The sequence below is a fragment of the Streptomyces sp. TAA040 genome, from assembly GCF_000424845.1.
In genome coordinates, this window is sequence record NZ_AUKR01000002.1 from 199660 (window position 1) to 219140 (window position 19481).

General features: G+C 71.8%; 20 protein-coding genes. 9 read left to right on the forward strand and 11 right to left on the reverse strand.

What is annotated here, in order from left to right; genetic code table 11:
- Nucleotides 1-378 precede the first annotated feature (378 nt).
- From H300_RS0102910 to H300_RS0102925, 4 genes are all read left to right on the forward strand, one after another.
- A complete protein-coding gene (locus H300_RS0102910) occupies nucleotides 379-852 on the forward strand; it encodes a Dps family protein (RefSeq protein WP_028426229.1) in 474 nt (157 codons plus the stop codon).
- A gap of 94 nt (nucleotides 853-946) precedes the next feature.
- On the forward strand, nucleotides 947-1492 hold the full coding sequence (locus tag H300_RS0102915) for a flavoprotein (RefSeq protein ID WP_028426230.1): 546 nt from the start codon (nucleotides 947-949) through the stop codon (nucleotides 1490-1492).
- 59 nt (nucleotides 1493-1551) lie between these two features.
- Nucleotides 1552-1758: a hypothetical protein gene (locus H300_RS0102920; RefSeq protein ID WP_028426231.1), complete on the forward strand. Its 207-nt coding sequence runs from the start codon at nucleotides 1552-1554 to the stop codon at nucleotides 1756-1758.
- Between the two features lie 189 nt (nucleotides 1759-1947).
- On the forward strand, nucleotides 1948-2415 hold the full coding sequence (locus H300_RS0102925) for an excalibur calcium-binding domain-containing protein (protein WP_028426232.1): 468 nt from the start codon (nucleotides 1948-1950) through the stop codon (nucleotides 2413-2415).
- A 13-nt stretch (nucleotides 2416-2428) separates the two neighbouring features.
- Here H300_RS0102925 and ku read toward each other — a convergent pair whose 3' ends face one another.
- Entirely contained in the window at nucleotides 2429-3664 is a 1236-nt protein-coding gene (gene ku / locus H300_RS0102930) for a non-homologous end joining protein Ku (RefSeq protein WP_028426233.1), read from the reverse strand.
- Nucleotides 3665-3792: 128 nt separating this feature from the next.
- Between ku and ligD the strand changes: the two genes are divergently transcribed.
- A complete protein-coding gene (gene ligD / locus H300_RS0102935) occupies nucleotides 3793-4686 on the forward strand; it encodes a non-homologous end-joining DNA ligase (RefSeq protein WP_028426234.1) in 894 nt (297 codons plus the stop codon).
- A 132-nt stretch (nucleotides 4687-4818) separates the two neighbouring features.
- Nucleotides 4819-5988: a cysteine desulfurase family protein gene (locus tag H300_RS0102940; protein ID WP_028426235.1), complete on the forward strand. Its 1170-nt coding sequence runs from the start codon at nucleotides 4819-4821 to the stop codon at nucleotides 5986-5988.
- A gap of 3 nt (nucleotides 5989-5991) precedes the next feature.
- Here H300_RS0102940 and H300_RS24635 read toward each other — a convergent pair whose 3' ends face one another.
- Nucleotides 5992-6684, reverse strand: coding sequence for a peptidoglycan recognition protein family protein (locus H300_RS24635; RefSeq protein ID WP_051269373.1), 693 nt, complete (start codon nucleotides 6682-6684; stop codon nucleotides 5992-5994).
- A gap of 217 nt (nucleotides 6685-6901) precedes the next feature.
- Here H300_RS24635 and mnmA point away from each other — a divergent pair, with 217 nt between their 5' ends.
- Nucleotides 6902-8032: a tRNA 2-thiouridine(34) synthase MnmA gene (gene mnmA, locus H300_RS0102950; RefSeq protein ID WP_028426236.1), complete on the forward strand. Its 1131-nt coding sequence runs from the start codon at nucleotides 6902-6904 to the stop codon at nucleotides 8030-8032.
- Nucleotides 8033-8086: 54 nt separating this feature from the next.
- Here mnmA and H300_RS0102955 read toward each other — a convergent pair whose 3' ends face one another.
- Complete coding sequence (locus H300_RS0102955; RefSeq protein WP_028426237.1) at nucleotides 8087-8923, reverse strand: thioesterase family protein; 837 nt, start codon at nucleotides 8921-8923, stop codon at nucleotides 8087-8089.
- An 88-nt stretch (nucleotides 8924-9011) separates the two neighbouring features.
- Entirely contained in the window at nucleotides 9012-9794 is a 783-nt protein-coding gene (gene map, locus H300_RS0102960; RefSeq protein WP_028426238.1) for a type I methionyl aminopeptidase, read from the reverse strand.
- A 175-nt stretch (nucleotides 9795-9969) separates the two neighbouring features.
- Here map and H300_RS0102965 point away from each other — a divergent pair, with 175 nt between their 5' ends.
- Nucleotides 9970-10593: a trimeric intracellular cation channel family protein gene (locus tag H300_RS0102965; RefSeq protein WP_028426239.1), complete on the forward strand. Its 624-nt coding sequence runs from the start codon at nucleotides 9970-9972 to the stop codon at nucleotides 10591-10593.
- A 334-nt stretch (nucleotides 10594-10927) separates the two neighbouring features.
- Here H300_RS0102965 and H300_RS24640 read toward each other — a convergent pair whose 3' ends face one another.
- The 7 genes from H300_RS24640 to H300_RS0103000 all read right to left on the reverse strand — a co-directional run bounded on the left by H300_RS24640 (nucleotide 10928) and on the right by H300_RS0103000 (nucleotide 18702).
- Complete coding sequence (locus H300_RS24640; protein WP_078515673.1) at nucleotides 10928-12085, reverse strand: oligopeptide/dipeptide ABC transporter ATP-binding protein; 1158 nt, start codon at nucleotides 12083-12085, stop codon at nucleotides 10928-10930.
- Nucleotides 12082-13095 (reverse strand): ABC transporter ATP-binding protein, encoded by a 1014-nt coding sequence (locus tag H300_RS0102975; protein WP_028426240.1) that lies wholly within the window; start codon nucleotides 13093-13095, stop codon nucleotides 12082-12084. Before H300_RS0102975 ends, H300_RS24640 begins: the two co-directional genes overlap by 4 nt.
- A gap of 4 nt (nucleotides 13096-13099) precedes the next feature.
- Entirely contained in the window at nucleotides 13100-14062 is a 963-nt protein-coding gene (locus H300_RS0102980; RefSeq protein WP_028426241.1) for an ABC transporter permease, read from the reverse strand.
- Nucleotides 14062-15066 carry an ABC transporter permease gene (locus H300_RS0102985; protein ID WP_028426242.1) on the reverse strand — a complete coding sequence of 335 codons (1005 nt, stop codon included), beginning with the start codon at nucleotides 15064-15066 and terminating at the stop codon, nucleotides 14062-14064. Before H300_RS0102985 ends, H300_RS0102980 begins: the two co-directional genes overlap by 1 nt.
- Nucleotides 15067-15167: 101 nt before the next feature.
- Nucleotides 15168-16835: an ABC transporter substrate-binding protein gene (locus H300_RS0102990; RefSeq protein ID WP_028426243.1), complete on the reverse strand. Its 1668-nt coding sequence runs from the start codon at nucleotides 16833-16835 to the stop codon at nucleotides 15168-15170.
- 185 nt (nucleotides 16836-17020) lie between these two features.
- Nucleotides 17021-17788 (reverse strand): enhanced serine sensitivity protein SseB C-terminal domain-containing protein, encoded by a 768-nt coding sequence (locus H300_RS0102995; protein ID WP_028426244.1) that lies wholly within the window; start codon nucleotides 17786-17788, stop codon nucleotides 17021-17023.
- Nucleotides 17789-17913: 125 nt separating this feature from the next.
- A complete protein-coding gene (locus H300_RS0103000) occupies nucleotides 17914-18702 on the reverse strand; it encodes an enhanced serine sensitivity protein SseB (protein WP_028426245.1) in 789 nt (262 codons plus the stop codon).
- A 155-nt stretch (nucleotides 18703-18857) separates the two neighbouring features.
- On the opposite strand from H300_RS0103000, the gene H300_RS24645 reads away from it, so the two are divergent.
- Nucleotides 18858-19469, forward strand: a complete 612-nt coding sequence (locus H300_RS24645) for a hypothetical protein (protein ID WP_158678309.1) — start codon at nucleotides 18858-18860, stop codon at nucleotides 19467-19469.
- Nucleotides 19470-19481 lie beyond the last annotated feature (12 nt).

Consider the following 19481-nt stretch of genomic DNA (forward strand, 5'->3'; position numbering starts at 1 on the left):
CCGCGGGACACCTTCCCGTCGAGGACGGATATCCCCGGGGTCCTGGGAGAATTAAAGGCCACCGGCGCCCGATGCATAAGGGCTTCGAGGTGGAAAGTTGCCCCGCGCTGTCGCGCCCCCACGCCGGACCGGTCGGCGACGGGCACGACGCCGACCCGCGACCCCGGCCCCCGGCCCCGTGGGCCGTATCACCGCAGACCATCCGGACGGCGGTGATAGGAACCGTGCGTCGCGGGTACTGCGGAAGGCGGACGCCCCCGGCGGCGGCCCGCCGCCCCGCCTCCCGGCAGCAGGCCGGGGAGGCGGGCGACACGACGGAACAAGTCGTACGCTGGGTGGCGAGAAGGACAGCAACCGGACAGCGAAAGTGGTCAACGGATGTACGCCGTGAAGAGCACACTCCCGGAGCAGGATCTCAAGGTCGTGGGCGAGGCGCTGCAAGGCGCCCTGGTCGACCTCGTCGACCTGTCCCTGGTCGCCAAGCAGATCCACTGGACGGTCATCGGATCCCGCTTCCGGACGGTCCACCTCCAGTTGGACGATGTCGTCGACACCGCCCGGCAGTACTCGGACACCGTCGCCGAGCGCGCCTCGGCACTCGGACTGCCGCCGGACGGCCGAGCCGCGACCGTCGGCCAGGACAGCGGGATCGCGACGACCCCCGAGGGCTGGCAGAAGGACGCGGACGCGGTCGAGACGATGGTCGCCGCACTGAGCGCCGTCGTGGCCCGGATGCGCGAGCGGATGCAGGCCACCGGCAAGGCCGACCCCGTCACCGAGGACATCTTCATCTCCATCACCGGAGACCTGGAGAAGCACCACTGGATGTTCCAGGCCGAGAACGGCAAGTGAGGCAGGCGGGCCGGCGCCGATGGCGCCGACCCCCCTCCGCCCGGGCCGGGCGAGCCGGGCCGCGCGCCCCGCTCCCCCGTGGTGGACTGCCGGTATGGACTCCCCCGTTCTCCACCTTCTCGGGTGCGCCACCCCGCCCGTGCAGTACGTGCACCGGCCGATCCGCGCGGCCCGGGCGCGCGGGTGGGACGTGTGCCTCGGGCTCACCCCCACCGCACGCGACTGGCTGGACGACCGGCTGCCCGATCTCGCGCATCTGACCGGCCACCCGGTGCGCAGCCACTATCGCAAGCCCGGTGAGGCCGACGACTGGCCCCGGCCGGACGTGCTCGCCGTCGCTCCGGCCTCGTTGAACACCGTCAACACCTGGGCCCTCGGCCTGACACCGAACTACGTCGCCGGCGCCGCCGCGGAGGCGACGGGCAAGCGCCTGCCGCTGGTCGCGATGCCCTGCGTCAACAACACCTTCGCCACGCACCCGCAGTTCGACCGTTCGCTCGCCACCCTGCGGGAGGCCGGGGTACGGGTCCTGTACGGAGAGCCGGACGGCTTCGTGCCGGAACCGCCCGGGCAGGCCCTCCCGGAGGCCTACCCGTGGAACCTGCTGCTCGACGCCGTCGAGGCGGTCCGGCGGGGCTGAGCCGGGCGAACGGCACGACCGGGGGTGCGGGAGCGGGCCGGGTGCCGCACCCTGGGCCCATGAGCGCACCGATCATCGTCCACCCGCCCTCGCCCTCCGGCGGGCGCCGGGTGACCACACGCGACGGCACCATACTCGGCCTGGCCAACGGCCCGGCCGACCTGACGGAGTTCCTGCGCCGGGCCGGACTGGGCCAGCACGACGTGGCCCTGGACGATCCCGCCCTCGTCGAGTGGCGCGGCGGCGGCCCGGAGCGGTGGGACTGACCCGCCGACCGCCCGGGAACCACACAGCGGAGGCCGCGCAGGTCCCCGGGCGACACGCAGCGAACGGGTGACGGCCCGGGAGCCGGTCCACCGCTCGGTCACAGTACCGTCACAGCGTCCCTGAGTGCTCCTCCCCTTTCCGACGCCCGGAACTACCGTCGTCCCACGTGTTTCGAGCGAGGGGGACGCATGACCCGGACGAACCCATACCAACCCGAACCACCCGGCCCTCCGCAGCCCGGGACATCGGGGCCGAGATGGGCCCGCAAACGGTTCGTCCTGCCCGCCCTGGGTGTCGCCTTCCTGCTCGGCACCGGCATCGGATCGGCGGATGCCGGGTCGACCGACGTGGCCGTGCCGCAGCCGCACCCCACGGCCACGGCCACGGTCACCGCGACGGCCACGGAGACCGCCGAGCCGGAGCCGGCGGCCACCGTCACCGTCCGGGAGACGGTGCGGGAGACGGTGACCGCGGAGCCCGCCGCCGGCCCCGCGGAGGGCAGCTCGGGAGGCGGCGGCGACGGTGGCGGCTCGGCCTACTACGCCAACTGCGACGCGGCGAAGGCCGCCGGTGCAGCCCCGGTGCGGAGCGGCGACGCCGGGTACGGCAGGCACCTCGACCGGGACGGGGACGGCATCGGCTGCGAATGGAGTTGAGCGGTCGGCCGCGTCAGGAGGCGCGCTTGCGCGGGGCCGCCTTCTTCCCTGCACTCCGGTCGGTGGAAGAGCCCTTGCCCGCGTCCGCCGCCCGCGTCGTCCGTTCGGCGGAGGCGGCGCGCTTCGAAGGCTGAGCGCCCTCGCCGCGCGCGGTCTTCGCGCCGGAACGGGACGCGGCGGCCGTACCGGCCGCCTTGCGACCGCCTCCTCCGCCCACCGCCGTCTTCGCGGCCGCGCCCCCTCCGGACTTCCCGGCGGTCTTCGTGGCGGCGGTCTTCGTGGCGGCCTTCTTCCTGCCCGCCTTCGTCGCCGAACCGCTCCCCTTCTTCGCCCCGCCCGTCTTCGCCGCACCGCCGCCCGTCCCGGAACCACTCCCCTTCGCCGCGCCGCCGTCCTCACCGGAGTCCGCCGTCTTCCCGCCCTTGCGGGCCCCGGAGCCGATGGCCGTCACAGTGGCGGCGTCCCCGTCACGGCCCTCCCGGGCCGCGGCGACGCTGCTCTCCAGCGCCGACATCAGGTCGAGCACCTTGCCGCCGGTGGGCCGCTCGGTCACGCCCGCCGGCTCCCGCCCCTGCAGCTTCGCGGCGACCAGTTCCTCGACGGCCTCGCGGTACTCGTCGTGCAGTTCGCTCCAGTCGAGGTCGCCCAGCGAGTCCATCAGCGTCTCCGCCATGGCCAGTTCGGCGTCCCGCACGGTCACGTCCGAGGACGGTGCGAGGGTGCCGGCGGAGCGGACCTCGTCGGGCCAGAGCATCGAGTGCAGCACCAGCGTGTCGTCGATGACCCTCAGCAGTCCGAGCGACTCCCGGCCGCGCAGGGCGAACTTGGCCATGGCTGCCTTTCCCGTGCGGGCCAGCGCCTCGCGCAGCAGGACGTAAGGCTTGGCGGCGGACGCCGTGTCCGTCCCCAGGTAGTAGGCGCGGTCCAGCTGGATCGGGTCGATGTCCTCGGCCGGCAGGAAGCTGAGGATCTCGATGGTCCGGGCGGTGGGCAGCGGGAGCGAGGCGAAGTCCTCGTCGGTCAGGACCGCGGTGTCGCCGTCGGCGTCGGTGAAGCCCTTCCCGATCTCCTCCGAGGGGACCTCGACCTCCTCGATCTCGCACACCTTCCGGTAGCGGATGCGTCCGCCGCAGCCCTCGGCCAGGTGGATCTGGTGGAAGCTGACGCTGTGGTTCTCGGTGGCGCCGTAGAGCTGAACGGGGATGCTGACCAGGCCGAACGAGATCGACCCCTTCCAGAGGGAACGCACACGGACCACCTCCTCGCTGGTACGGCGCCCGGAACGACCGCCGACGGCTCCCGCCCGACCGTGCCGCGGGGCGGCGCCGGTGGCGACGGCCGGGCCCGTTGCGGGCGTTTTCGTGAGATTCTCAGGATATGTCGCCGATGACCGTCGTGGAGGGTCGCACGCTCTCCCTGAGCAATCTGGACAAGGTCCTCTACCCGGACGGCACCACCAAGGGCGAGCTGCTCCACTACTACGCCACCTGCGCCCCCCTCCTGCTCCCGCACCTGGTGGGGCGGCCGGTGAGCTTTCTGCGCTACCCGGACGGGACCGAGGGGCAGCGGTTCTTCACCAAGAACGTGCCGCCGGGCACCCCCGAGTGGGTGACGACGGCCGAGGTGCCGCGATCCGGCCGTACGACCGCCCGGCAGGTCCTGCTGAACGACCTGCCCTCGCTGGTATGGGCGGCCAACCTGGTGGCGGAGCTGCACACCCCCCAGTGGTGCGCGGACTCCCCCGCGGTCGCCGACCGGCTGGTGCTGGACCTCGACCCGGGGCCACCCGCCGGGATCGTCGAGTGCTGCACGCTCGCCCTGCGCCTGCGCGACCGCCTGGCACGGGACGGACTGGTCGCGGGAGTGAAGACCTCGGGCTCGAAGGGGCTGCATCTGCTGGTGCCGCTGCGGCCGACCCCCACGGCCCGGACCGCCGCGTACGCCAAGGAGCTGGCGGCCGAGGCGGAGCGGGAGGACCCGGCGCTGGCCGTGCACCGGATGGAGCGCAGGCTGCGGCCGGGCCGGGTCTTCATCGACCACAGCCAGAACAACGCCGCCAAGACCACCGCCACCGCCTACACCGTCCGCGCACGGAGTACGCCGTCCGTCTCCGCACCGATCGGTTGGGACGAGGTCGCCGGCTGTTCCTCGCCCGGGCAGCTCTCCTTCACCCTGCACGAACTGCCGGACCGGCTGGAGCGGCACGGTGAGCTGCTCGGGATGCTCACCGACCCCGCACAGGCCCGGGACCTGCCGCGCGCCGCCCGCTGACCCGGGGCGGCCGCCACGAGAACCCTGTCGGCCCGCGGACCGATCACGAGCGCGGGCGCCGCCGTGCGCTCGACGTGCGCCCCGGTGTGCGCCCTCGGACCTTTGGGAGGGTGCTCGTAGACTTGCTCCACCATGGCCTACCTCGATCACGCCGCCACCACCCCCATGCTTCCGGAGGCGGTGCGGGAACTGACCGCGCAGCTCACCGTCACCGGCAACGCGTCCTCACTGCACGGAGCCGGCCGACGGGCCCGGCGCACCGTCGAGGAGTCCCGCGAGCGGCTCGCCGCCGCACTCGGAGCCCGCCCCAGCGAGATCGTCTTCACCGCGGGCGGGACGGAGTCCGACAACCTCGCGGTGAAAGGCCTGTACTGGGCCCGTCGGGACGCGGACCCGGCACGGACCCGGGTCCTCGTGTCGCCGGTCGAGCACCACGCGGTGCTGGACGCGGTGCACTGGCTGGCGGACCACGAGGGCGCGCGCCTGGAGTGGCTCCCGGTGGACGCCTTCGGGCGGGTCGAGCCCGACGCACTGCGCGCCGCGGTGGAACGGAACCCGGACGACGTCGCCCTGATCACCGTGATGTGGGCGAACAACGAGATCGGGACCCTGCAACCGGTGCACGAACTCTCGGCGATCGCCGCCGAGTTCGCCGTGCCGATGCACGCGGACGCGGTGCAGGCGCTGGGGCAGGTACCGGTCCACCACGCCGAGTCGGGCCTGGCGGCGACCACCGTGTCGGGGCACAAGGTCGGCGGACCCTACGGCATCGGCGCTCTGGTCCTCGGCCGGGACCAGACCCCGGTGCCGCTGCTGCACGGCGGCGGCCAGGAGCGGGACGTCCGCTCCGGGACACTGGACGTACCCGCCATCGCCTCCTTCGCGGTGGCCGCGGAGATCTCCGCCGCGCAGCAGGGCCGGTTCGCCGCCGACACCGGCGCACTGCGGGACGCCCTGATCGCCGCCGTCCGCGACGCGGTGCCGGACGCCGTCCTGGGCGGCGATCCCTCCCCCGAGGGCCGGCTGCCGGGGAACGCGCACTTCGCCTTCCCCGGCTGCGAGGGCGACTCCCTCCTGCTGCTGCTCGACGCGCAGGGCATCGCCTGCTCGACAGGCTCCGCGTGCACCGCCGGGGTGGCGCAGCCGAGCCACGTCGTGCTGGCCACCGGGGCGGACCCGCAACTGGCCCGCGGGACGCTGCGGTTCTCCCTCGGGCACACCTCTTCCAAAGCCGACGTGGAGGCCGTGGCCGAGGCCATCGGCCCGGCCGTGGCCCGGGCGAGGTCGGCCGGGCTGAGCTGACCGTCAGCCCTCGTCGCCCCCGCGGGTCACCGCCTCCCTGCCGGGCGGAACCTCGCGCACGAGCCGGAGGTAGGTGGCCCAGTCCCAGTGCGGGCCGGGGTCGGTGTGGTCCGCCCCCGGCACCTCGTGGTGGCCGATGATGTGCGCGCGGTCCCGGGGGATGTCGTTACGGTCGCAGATGTCGGCCGTGAGCCGGGCCGACGCCCGGTACATCTTTTCGGTGAACCACTCCGGCTGGTCGACGAAGCCCTCGTGCTCGATCCCGACACTGCGCTCGTTGTACTCGCGGTTTCCCGCGTGGTACGCCACGTCGAGTTCGCGCACCGCCTGGGCCACCTTGCCGTCCTCGGTGCGCAGGATGTAGTGGGTCGCCGCCTGGTGGGCGGGGCTCTCGAAGGCGCTGATCGCGGCGGCGTAATCGCCCTGGATGACGTGGATCACCACCCGGTCGATGGTGAAGTCGTCCGGGCGGTCCGCCCGGCGCCAGTTCGCCGTCGAGGCGGGCACCCACTCGGAGCCGGGGTAGTCCACCTCGCCGTCGGTGCGCGGCTTGTGGTTGCCCGGTATCCGCCACCACCAGCGGGACAGCTCCTCGCGCTGGGAGTACCCGACCCCGCCCGCGACGGCGGCCGCCCCGCCGCCGATCAGCAGTGCGCGCCGACTCGGCCCGCGTCTTTCCTGCGGCTGCGCCGCCATGCGTCCCCGCTCCCCGGGCCGCCCGCGCGTCCCGTCGTCCGCTCCCCGGCGGTGCGCCCGCCGCCACCGGCGGTGTCCGCCCCCCGTACAGGGCCAACGCGGACCACCGCCCCCGGGTTCCTGAGACCCGGGAGCCGATCGCGGCCCGCACAGCCGCACCCGCACCCGCACCCGCACCCGCAGCAGACCGCGGCTCCTGCCTTACCCTGGAAGCGCTATGACTGACTCGACCACGCCGCTCCGCGTACTCGCCGCCATGTCAGGCGGGGTGGACTCCGCCGTCGCCGCCGCCAGGGCCGTGGAGGCCGGGCACGAGGTGACGGGCGTCCACCTCGCCCTGTCCGCCAATCCACAGTCCTTCCGCACCGGCGCACGCGGCTGCTGCACGGTCGAGGACTCGCGCGACGCCCGCCGCGCCGCCGATGTGCTCGGCATCCCGTTCTACGTCTGGGACATGGCGGAGCGCTTCCGCGAGGACGTGGTCGACGACTTCGTCGCCGAGTACGCGGCGGGGCGGACTCCGAACCCCTGCCTGCGCTGCAACGAGAAGATCAAGTTCGCGGCGCTGCTGGACAAGGCGCTGGCGCTGGGCTTCGACGCGGTGTGCACCGGCCACTACGCGACGGTGGTGCGCGGCGCGGACGGGCGCCGGGAGCTGCACCGGGCGAGCGACGAGGCGAAGGACCAGAGCTACGTGCTCGGCGTGCTCGACGAGCGGCAGCTCGCGCACGCGATGTTCCCACTCGGCGACACCCTCACGACGAAGGACGAGATCCGCACCGAGGCCGAGCGCCGCGACCTGGCCGTCGCCAGGAAGCCGGACAGCCACGACATCTGCTTCATCGCCGACGGCGACACCCAGGGCTTCCTCGCGAAGCACCTCGGTTCCGCCGAGGGCGACATCCTCGACGAGGACGGCCGGCGGGTCGGCACCCACGAGGGCGCGTACGGCTTCACGATCGGCCAGCGCAAGGGGCTGCGGATCGGGCACCCCGCGCCGGACGGCAAGCCGCGGTACGTCCTCGACATCTCCCCGGTGGACAACACGGTCACGGTCGGGCCGATGGAGTCGCTGGACGTCCTGGAACTGACCGCGATCCGGCCGCGCTGGTGCGGCACCGCACCGCGGGGGCCGGGCGAGTACACCGCCCAGTTCCGGGCGCACGGCGGCGAGACCGCGGTGCGGGCCGAACCCGACGGCGACGCGATCCGCGTCCGGTTCGCCGAGCCGGTCCGCGGCGTCGCCCCGGGCCAGGCCGTCGTCCTGTACGACGGCACCCGGGTGGTGGGCTCGGCCACGATCGCCGCCACCGTCCCCGCCCGACAGGCCCCCTCCGCCACGGGCTGACCCCGGGCCGACCGACCGGGGCCGGCTTCGAGAGGGCGGGACCCGGAAAGGCCGTCAGGTGCGCGCGGGGAGGCGGGCGAGTTGCCGGGACTGGGCGACGAGCCGGTCCTGGCTGTCCCAGACCTCGGCGTCCTCCTCCAGGAACCCGCCCGCCAGGTTGCGCGTGCGGACCGCCACCCTGACCGGCCCCGGCGCGGGCCGGCAACGGACGTGGACGGTGAGTTCGACAGTGGGGACCCAGCCGCTGACGCCGAGGTCGAAGGCGGTGGGGGGAAGCGCGTCCACCGCCAGGAGCAGGGAGAGCGGGTCCATCTCCCTGCCGTCGGCAAGGGCGAACCAGGCCCGCACCTCCCCTCGGCCGCTGGGGGCCCCCACCGCCCACCCCACCGTCGCGGGATCGAACCTGAGGTCGATGCGCTGGGCGATGGGCGGCACGCGACGGCCGCTCGGATCATCGTGCGCGCTGAGGCACGTCTCGTACGGCGGCAGCTCCGGCGGCTTGGCGGCGGTGCGGACCTCGTCGGTCAGGGCGTCGAGGTCACCGTAGGTGGCCAGGGCCCGGATTCGTTCGACCTCGGCACCCTCCTCGGTGTGCTGGACCAGCGAGGCCGAGGCGGTTCCCATGCTCCCGCGCCGCCGGGCGACCTCGGTACGGACACTCGCCGCTCCGGGGCGGGTGGCGGACAGGTAGTGGGCGGTGACGGAGAACGGGTGCGGCTGCGGCAGGCTCTCGCCCATGGCCCGGCCGAGTACGGCCAGCAGGTACCCGCCGTTGAGCACGCCGCCGATCGACCACCCCTCGGGCAGGTCGATCCGGTACCGGCCCGGTTCCTGCTCCCGGAGTCCGGTGTCGCGGTCGAACTCACTGTCCCCGATGCGTGCCTCGTCCATGCGGAGAACCGTACAACCATTCATTACCGACCGGTAGCCCCACCCTGTCACCCGGCCCGCGGGCTCGGGCGCACTCCCGGGTACAGCCTCACGACCGGGTCTGCTTCGGCAGGGTGAGGATCTCGACGCCGTCCTCGGTGACCGCGATCGTGTGCTCGCTGTGCGCCGTCCGGCAGCCCGTCGCACTGCGCAGCGTCCACCCGTCGGCGTCGATGACCAGGTCGGCGGTGTCCGCCATCACCCACGGTTCCAGGGCCAGCAGCAGCCCGGGGCGCAGCACGTACCCGCGGCCGGGCCGCCCGGTGTTCGCCACGTGCGGGTCCTGGTGCATCGTCGACCCGATCCCGTGTCCTCCGAACTGGGTGTTGATCGGATACCCCGCCTCGGCGAGGACCGTACCGATCGCGTGGGAGAGGTCCCCGATACGGGCGCCGGGCCCGGCGGCGGCGATCCCCGCGGCCAGCGCGCGTTCGGTCGTGGCGATCATCGCCACACTCTCCGGGGGTTCCGCCTCGCCCACGAGGAAGCTGATGGCGGCGTCCGCGGCGACTCCCCCCTTCGACACGGCGAGGTCGAGGGTCAGCAGGTCGCCGTCGGTGAGCGTGTAGTCGTGCGGCCGGCCGTGGAGCACGGCGTCATTGACGGCCGTGCAGATGTAGTGGCCGAACGGGCCACGCCCGAAGGACGGCGCGTAGTCGACGTAGCAGGACAGCGCCCCGGTCTCGACGATCATCGCCTTCGCCCACCGGTCGATGTCCAGCAGGTTCGTGCCGATCGTGCTACGGCGCCGCAGCGTCTGCAGGATGTCGGCCACCAGGGCGCCGGTGTCCCTCGCCCGGGCGACCTGGGAGGGGTTGAGGATCTCGATCATGCAGGGCGGCCCTTCTCACGCAACCAATAACTATACCGTCCTTACTATACCGGTTCGCGGTGCCGGGTCGTGCTCGGGCGGCCCCTCGCCCCCGCCGGCGGCGCACACAGACCGCGCCCCGGTGCACACCGGCGCCGGGTGGGCCGGGGACAGCAGGGGATGACATGATCCCCGCATGCTGCACGTGCTCTACCTGGTGGGTCTCTCCGCCTTCGCGGCGAGCGGGGTACTGGCCGCGCACCGGGCCAACATGGACCCGTTCGGCGGACTGGTGCTGGCCTTCGCCGCCGCGGTCTCCGGCGGCACCCTGCGCGACCTCATCCTCGACCGCGACCCGCTCTACTGGACCCAGGACTGGGTCCTGCTCACGGTGGTCGGCGGGGTGGGCATCACGACGATGGTCTACCTGCGGTTCCGGAGGCTCCCGCACCGCTCGCTGCTGCTCGTGGACGCCGTCGGGCTCGCCGTCGTCACCGTGATCGGCGCCCGCGCGGCCCTCGACTCCGAGGTGACCCCGCTCGCCGTCCTGATCCTGGCGGTCCTCACCGGCGTCACCGGCGAGGTCGTGCGGGACATCCTCTGCGGGGAGTTCCCTCCACTGCTGCTCCGCGAGGACGTCTACGCCACCGCCGCCTTCACCGGGGCGCTGTGCTACCTGGTGCTGGACCGGCTGGACGTCGCCCAGGCCCCCGCCACGGTGGTCTCGGCCGGTGTGGTGCTCGCCCTCCGGCTGGGCGCCATGTTCTTCGGCCTGCACCTGCCGCGCCCGCACCGCTCGGAGGAGCAGGAGAGCGGCTGAGGCCTTCCGGGCCGAGTCCGTGAGGCGTCACCTCCGCTTGTTCTTCGGCCTCCGACAGGGGGCGCTTGCAGGATCGATCCCGGTCACGCCGAGGCCGTGCGCGCTCACCAGCCGACGCGGGACACCGGACACAGCGGCCGAGGCCATGGAGGCAGCAGCCCGGTGAAGGGCAGCGACTGACCTCGGCACTCCCCGCCCGGCTCACACCCTCGTACGGCGAGTCCCACCACGAGGCACCGATCAGGACGCCGTGACGGCCGGGCGGGCCACCGGCAGTCGTCGGTGGCCCGCCCGGCCGTTCTGCACGTCTCCGCCCTCGGTCACTCCGAGGTGGTCACTCCGAGACCGCGGGAGCCTGCTCCCGCTTACCCGTGTCCCCGGAACCGGCGCTGTCCTCGGAACCGCCCGCCTCCCCGGTCTCGTCCGCCACCTCGGAGGCGTGGGCCTCCGAGGGAGGACCCGCGTGGGCGTGCGGCTGGGAGTGCGCGGACCGCTGGATCCGGCCGTCGGCGATCTCCGCCGCCCAGTGGCAGGCGACCCGGTGACCGTCGCCGATGTCGGTCAGCACGGGCCGGTCGGTGGCGCACAGGGTGTCCTGCTTCCACGGGCACCGCGTGTGGAACCGGCATCCCGTCGGCGGGTTGGCCGGCGAGGGCAGGTCACCGGTGAGCAGGATCCGCTCCCGGTTGTCCTCCACCTCCGGGTCCGGCACCGGTACCGCGGACATCAGTGCCCGGGTGTACGGGTGCCGCGGCTCGGCGTAGATCGAGTCGCTCGGTGCCTCCTCGACCAGGGAGCCGAGGTACATCACGCCGATCACGTCCGAGATGTGCCGGACGACCGCGAGGTCGTGCGCGATGACCAGGTAGGTCAGGCCCATCGACTGCTGGAGCTCCTCCAGCAGGTTGATGACCTGTGCCTGGATCGAGACGTCCAACGCCGAGACAGGCTCGTCGCAGATGATCACGTCCGGCTTCAGCACCAGCGCGCGGGCGATGCCGATGCGCTGGCGCTGGCCGCCGGAGAACTCGTGCGGGTAGCGGGAGAGCGCGTTGTCCGGCAGTCCGACCTTGGCCAGGATCTCCTTGATCGTGCCGCGGCGCTCCTCCTGGTTCGCACCGATGCCGTGCGCCTCCATCCCCTCGGAGAGGATGGACTCGATGTTCTGCCGGGGGTTGAGGCTGCCCAGCGGGTCCTGGAAGACCATCTGGAGCCGCTGCCGGTAGCGCCGCATCTCCTCGTTGGGGAGCTTCGCCAGGTCGGTCCCGTCGAAGACGACGGCACCGTCGGTGATGTCCACCAGGCGCAACACGGCGCGGCCGAGCGTCGTCTTGCCGCAGCCCGACTCGCCGACCAGACCGTAGGTCTGGCCGGACTCCACCGACAGCGAGATCCCGTCCACGGCGTAGACGTGCCCGACCGTGCGGTCGAAGACGACCCCCTTCTTGACCGGGAAGTGGACCTTCACATCGTCCAGTTCGAGCAGGCTCATGAACCGGCCTCCGTTTTCTCCAGTCCGGCGGCGCCCTCGGGCATCACCGGGTTGACGCAGCGGACCAGATGCCCGGAGGCACGGGGCTCGGTCAGCTCGGGTGTCCCCTCCAGGCACTCCAGCGTGTAGTGGTCGCAGCGGGGTGCGAAGGCGCAGCCGTCGGCCCAGGCGATCTGGTCGTTGATGGAGCCCCGGATCGGCTTGAGCGGCTCCCGGCGCGGAGCGTCCAACCGGGGGATGGACCCCAGCAGGCCGTTCGCGTACGGGTGCGTCGGCTCCGCGAAGAGCGGACGGCGAGCTGCGGACTCCACGACCTTGCCGGCGTAGAGCACGTTCACCTCGTCGCACAGACCGGCGACCACCCCGAGGTCGTGGGTGATCATCAGCAGGCCGGTGCCCTCCTGTTCGACCAGCTCCCGGAGCAGATCGAGTATCTGCGCCTGGATGGTGACGTCCAGGGCCGTGGTGGGCTCGTCGGCGATCAGCAGACGCGGGGCGCAGGCCACCGCCATGGCGATGAGCGCTCGCTGCCGCATACCGCCGGAGAGCTGGTGCGGGTACTCCTTGAGCCGCCGGGTCGGGTCGGGGATCCCGACCCGGTCCAGCAGGTCGGCGGCCTCCTTGCGGGCCGCCGGGCCTTTCATTCCCCGGTGCCGGGTCAGGATCTCGGTGACCTGGAGGCCGATCGGGATGACCGGGTTCAGCGAGGACAGCGGATCTTGGAAGATCATCGCCATCTGCGACCCGCGCATGTCGCGCATGCGCGCGTCGCTCAGGGTCACCAGGTCGGTGCCGTCGAAATCGGCACGGCCGCCGACGGTGACGCCGCGCTTGGGCAGCAGGCCCATCAGGGCCATCGAGGTGACGCTCTTGCCGCACCCCGACTCCCCGACCAGACCGGCCACTTGCCCCTGGTCGACGGAGAAGGAAACGCCGGAGACGGCGCGCACGTCGCGGTGCCCGCGTCCGGTGAAGGTGACGGTCAGTTCGTCCACGGAAAGCAGCGACATGTCATCAGCTCCGCAGTTTCGGATCGAGGGCTTCCCGCATGGCCTCGCCCAGCAGGGTGAAGCCGAGGGCGGTGATGATGATCCCCACAGCGGGGTAGACCGACATCATCGGTGCGCTGTCGAAGAACTCCTGGGCCTTGGCGAGCATGACACCCCACTCGGGCACCGCCGCGTCCGGGTTGCCGAGTCCGAGGTACGAGAGCGCGGCCGCTTCGATGATCGCGGTCGCCAGGCTCAGGGTGGCCTGCACGATGACCGGGCTGAGCGAGTTCGGCAGCACGTGCGCGAGCACGATCCGGCGCTTCTTCACGCCGAGCGACTGGGCGGCGAGAACGTAGTCGGAGCCGCCCTGCGCGAGCATGGCGCCGCGCAGCAGCCGGGCGAAGACGGGGATCTGGACCACACCGACGGCGATCATGACCGTGGTGAGGCTCTGCCCCATCACTGCTGCGATGCTCACCGCGAGCAGCAGGGAGGGCAGCGCCAGCATCATGTCGATGAACCGCATGACGACGGTGTCGACACGCTGTCCGATCTTCCCGCCCAGGGTCGCCGCCGCGCCGGAGCCGCCGCCGATCAGGGCGCCGACGGTGAACCCGAGCAGCGTCGAGACGACGCCCACGAGCAGCGTCTGCCGGGCGCCGACCAGCATGCGGGAGAACTCGTCGCGACCGAGGTGGTCGAGTCCGAACCAGTTCTCCCCCCGAGGGCCGATGAACAGGCCCCGGTTGCGGAAGACCTCGTCACGCCAGAGTTGCGCGGTGGGGTCGTAGGGCGCGACCCACGGACCGATGACGGCCAGCACCACGAACACGGCGATGATGAGGGCACCGATGAGGGCCATCTTGCTGGACCGCATGCGGCGCATGGCCTCGACCCAGAGGCTGGCCCCGGTGGTGGTCTCGCGCTGCGCGGTGAGCTCCGCGAGCCGGTCGATCTTGTTGGACCTGGTGGTCTGAAGGCTCATCAGTGCACCCGCACTCTCGGATCGATGACGCTGTACGCCAGGTCGACCAGCAGGTTGATAAAGACATAGGTCATCGCGATGAACAGGATGAAGCCCACCAGCACCGGGTAGTCACGTCCGTCGATCGCGGTGCGGATGAACGAGCCGATGCCGCCGAAGGCGAAGACGGACTCGGTGAGCACCGCTCCGGAGAGCAGCCCGCCGGTCATCAACCCGATCGCGGTGACCACCGGCAGCAGGGCGTTGCGCAGCACGTGCCGCATCCGCACCGTGCCCCGGCGGAGTCCCTTGGACTCGGCGGTGCGGACGTAGTCCTCTCCGAGCACCTCGAGGACGCTGGCCCGGGTCATGCGGGTGATGATCGCCAGCGGGATGGAGGCCAGGGCCAGGGCGGGGAGCACCAGGTGGGTCAGCGCGTCCCAGCTCGCGTCGAACTCCCCGGTGAGGAGTCCGTCCAGTACGTAGAAGCCGGTGACTTCCGTGGCGTTGATGCCGGTGCTCTGGCGGCCGAAGCTCGGGAACCAGTTCAGCTGCACGGCGAAGATGGCCTTCAGGATGAAGGCGAGGAAGAACACCGGGATGCAGATGCCGATCAGCGATCCGGACACCGCTGACACGTCGAGCCAGCTGCCTCGCCGGCGTGCGGCGAAGTAGCCCAGTGGGATGCCCACGAGGATGGCGATGACGATGGCGGAGATACCGAGTTCCACCGTGGCGGGGAACCGTCTGGTGAACTCCTCCAGGACCGGCTGGCCGGTCTGCGAGGAGGTTCCGAGGTCGAGCTCGGAGAGCCGCCTCAGGAAGCGGCCGTACTGCACCCACACCGGCTGATCCAGGCCGAGGGCCTCTTCGACCCTCGCCTTCTGTTCCGCAGTCGCCCGCTCGCCCAGCATCGCTGCCGCCGGGCCGCCGGGAAGCCGGTTCAGCCAGAGGAACAGCACTACCGACAGGCCGAGCAGGGTGGGAATGAGTTGCAGCAGTCTTCGGACTATGAGACGCAACACCCCGCAATGCCCCTTTCTGATGTCTCGTTCTCACTTCACAGGGGTCCGCCCGACCACTGACGTGCCGTGGTCGGGCGGACCCCCTGCGGTGTGACGTGCGTTTACTTGAAGGACGCCTCGGAGAAGTTCTCCTGCGTCAGCGGGGAGACCTTCGGCGGGTTGACGTCCTCGGCGAAGGCGATGGAGGGCGGGGAGGCCGACAGCGGCACGCCGGGCAGGAAGTCCATGATGACCTCGTTGGCGTCCTTGTACAGCTCGATCCGCTTCTCCAGGACGGGCTCGGCGCCGGCTTCCTTCACCGCGTCGAAGACCTTGTCGTTGCGGAAACCCCACTCCTTCTGGTAGTCGCCGAACCAGGTCCCGATGAAGTTGTAGCCGTCGTTGAAGTCACCGGTCCAGCCCAGGAGGTACATCTCGCAGCCACCGTCGCGGGTGGTGTCGATGTAGTCCGGGGTCCACTTCATCGGCTTCGGGGTGACCTTGACGCCCGCGCGCTCCAGGTCGGCCTTCATGATCTCGAACATGTCCGCCGGGGACGGCATGTACGGGCGGGTGACCTCGGTCGGGTAGCAGAACTCGACGGACAGGTCCTCCTCGCCGGCGTCGGCGAGCAGCTCCTTGGCCTTGTCGGTGTCGTGCTCGTACTGGGTGACGTCGTCCGAGTAGCCGTCGATGGTGTCCGGCATGAACTGGTCGGCCACCTTGCCCCCCTCGGGGAGCTGGGTGTTGACGATGTTCTCGCGGTCGATGGCGTGCGCGATCGCGGTGCGGACGTCCTTCTTCTCCAACGCGGAGTTGGCCTCCTGGGTGAACGCCAGGTAGAAGAGGTTGAAGACGTCGCGGACGGGGACCTGGAAGCCGTCGCTCTTGAGCGTGTCCACGTCCGCCGGGGCGACCAGGTCGTAACCCTGGATGTTGCCCGCCTGGAGGGCCTGGCGGCGCGCCGACTCCTCGTCGATGGTACGGAAGACGAGCGTGTCTATGCCCGCCTTCTCGCCCCAGTAGTCGTCGAACTTCTCAAGGGTGACTTCCTTGTTGCCCTTGTTCCACTCGGTGACCTCGAACGGCCCGGTGCCGGCGACGGTGCCCGCCTCCTGGCTGTACTCGGGGTAGCTGATCGCGTCGCCCTCGCCGGAGGCCTGGTCCTTCTCGTAGGCCTCGATGGCCTTCGGCGAGTGGATGGCCAGCGCCTGCAGCGAGAATCCGCCGGGCAGGTTCGCGGTGGCTTCCTTCACCTTGATGACGACGGTCGACTCGTCCTCGGCGGTGCACCCGTCGTAGATCGACTCGGGGATGTCCTCGTTGCTGTTCTCGGCGAAGCCGCCGAAGACCTTCTGCCAGTAGTAGGAGAGGGCGTCCAGCTGGTAGGTGCCCTCCCAGTTGTACCAGCGATCGTAGTTGGTGCAGACCGCCTCGGCGTTGAACTCCTCGCCGTCGTGGAACTTGACCCCCTTGCGCAGGTTGAAGGTCCACTCGGTGCCGGCGTCGTTGCTCGACCATTCCTCGGCCAGGCCGCCGACGATCTCGGTGCCGCCCGGCTCGTGCGTCAGCAGCGCCTCGAAGGCCTGGCGCGTGACGCGGTAGGTCTCGCCGTCACTCGCGATCGACGGGTCGAGTGAAGCCGGGTCGCCGGCAGCGCCGAAGACGAAGGGCTTGGCACCGCTGCCGGCGCTCTCCTCGTCCCGCTCGCTGCTGCATCCAGTGGCGATCACGCCAACCGCGAGGGCGGCCGCGACCGTCTGAACGACACGGGATCTTTTCATTCGCATGTCCACCTCAGGGGGCAGTGGTGGTTCCGACATATGGTCGCCCGCACATTACTGTGCATTTAGAGCGGTGAGAACCGTCCGCATGTCGGTGATACCGACCTGAGACCCGGACGCCGGTTTGAGTTGGGCTTTAGTTGGGCATTACCCAACATTCGGACATCGCAAGGCGGCTACCTGCAGTGACGTCAGTACGGCCGGGGGTAGCCGTAGCCGTGGCCGGGCACCGCGGCCGGTGCGGCACCGTGTGCGTCACGGTCGAAGAACGGCCGCGAGTTGGCGCGCAGCCACATCGCCACCGGGTCGTACGCGTCGGACATCGCGACCGTCGAGACGGGCAGCCCCTCCGGGACGGCCCCCACCGACTGGTGCATCATCGCGCGGACCGACTCCACCGACCGGTCGCCGTCGTCGTAGAGGTCCAGCCCGATCACCAGGTAGGCGACACCGAGGGCCGGCTGCACCCAGGCCCTGCGCAGGCTGCGGATCGCGGGCGTGCGCTGGGCGTTGTGGGCGAGCTGGGCGTAGAACTGCGGGATCTCCAGGGCCGGCTCACTGATCCGCAGGGGGCCGGCGGGCAACCGCTCCAGGCCGCCGCACACCCGGCGCAGGTCCAGCCAGGGAATGCCGAGCCCGCCGCCCGGGGCGTGCGGGTCAAGCCACAGGCCCCAGCGGTCCGGGTACAGCGCCGCGGCGACGTCCCGTCCGGTGACCGTCTCGTGCGCCCGGTCCCAGCCGGAGGCGGCGAGTTCCTGCGCCGAGGTCACGCACGGTGCGTAACCGTGCCCGGCGACCTCCATGTTGCCGTACTGGGCGTCCGGGTCGCCGGAGCGCCCGTGCCACAGCAGCATCCAGACGCGGCTGTCCGCGAGCCGGTGCAGCAGTTCCTCATAGACGTCGTACCGTCCCGGTGACACCTGGCGCAGAAGCTGCTCGACGCTCTCACCCGCGCTCACCCGGTCCACCTCTCGCCACTTCGCCCACCGCAGGGGGCACCGGCATGCGCCCCCTGCCATCCAACCAGCTTACGAGCCGCCCGCGGGACCTCGGCGGGTACTCGTGTCCGTCCGGGTACAGGTGCTCATGACTCCTTGACGTAGAACGGCCGCAGGCACTGCCGCATCCACTCCACGACCGGGTCCTGCGCGGCGTCCAGCAGGACCAGTTGCACGGGCCACTTCACCGGGGCGCGTCCCAGCGCCCTGGCCAGCGCGTCGTGCGCGGACTGGCGCACGTCGTCGCCCATCCACTCCAGTTCGACGCCGACGAAGAGCGCGGGGGGATCGCCCTCCGCGCTCGCCAGTCCGCGCCGGGCGGTACGGACGGGCGGGACGGTCGCGAACTCACCGGCAGCGGCCGCCAGGAAGTCGACCGGGTCGTCCTGCCAGTCCGGCTCGAACAGCCGCATCCGGGCGCCGGTCGGCGCGCCGGGCAGGCCGCCGCCAGCGCCCTCCCGGCAGAGTTCGGCCACGGCCTCGGGCGGAAGCGGGGCGCCCACCGCGCCCTCCGGGTTGACCACCATCCCCACCTGCGGGGGCAGTCCGCGCGCGAACTCGCCGACCGGCACCACCGCGAAGGACATCGGCACCTGCACGCACTGGAGGAACTGCTGCTCCGAGCTGTACACCGGCACGTGCGGGCGGCCCTCCCACTGCACGGTGGGCAGGTCGATGCTGGGGCTGTCCGGACCGCCGCCCTCGGGCAGCGGCACCCAGACGCTGCTGCGCCCGAGCACCTCCATCAGCCGCCCGCCGGCGCCGGGCACGTTCACCGAGGCGGCCAGCGCCTCCTCCAGTTCGTTTCCCGGCCAGCCACCGCCGTGCCCGGGGCCGTAGTTCTGCGGGTGCTGCGGATGCTGGGGACCTGTCATGGCAGAAACCCTAGCGGCGCCCGCGCCCGGTGCTCCGCCGGGCGTCGCGGTCACCCGAATGCACACGCCCGGCGACCGCCCGGTTGCGTCAGGTGCATGCCGGGCGAAGAGTGAGGAGCGTCCACATCACCCGCTTATCGGAGGAACATCCCCTCATGCGCAGGAAATCGGTCGTATCCACCGCAGTAGCCGCCACGATGGCCGGTGCACTCACCCTCGGCGCCGCCGGAGCGGCCTCGGCGGCGATGCCCGGTGGCCCGGCCGGTACCGCCGTGGCCGCCCCCGAGCAGGCGGCGCCGCCCGCTCGGGCCGCCCTCCCCGACGTCGAGGCGCTCGCCTCTCAAGTGACCACGCTCGACGGCATGGACGGCGTACTCGCCCCGGTCACCGAGCTGCTGGCCGTCCTCACCGCCGAGGACGGCCTCCTGCCGGCGGCCGACGCCGCCGAACACGAGGCGGCGCTCACCGAGGCCATCGGGAAGCTCGCCACCGAGGCACCGGAGGCCGGCGACCGGGCCGCGGCCCCCGACCCGGCGGCTCTCGCTGCCGAAGCGGCCGAGGACCTGCAGGCCGCGGTGGACGCACTGCTGGAGGCGGTCGCCTCCGGTGACCCCACCGAGGTCGTCGGGGCTGCCAACGAGACGATCGCTGCCGTGGTGGCGCTGCTGCTCGAAACCCTGCTCGACGGCGACCTGCCGGCGCCGGACGTGCCCGACCTCCCCGGCACGGGCCTGCCGACGACCGGACTGCCCGGACCGCCGAGCTGACCCGGACCGCTC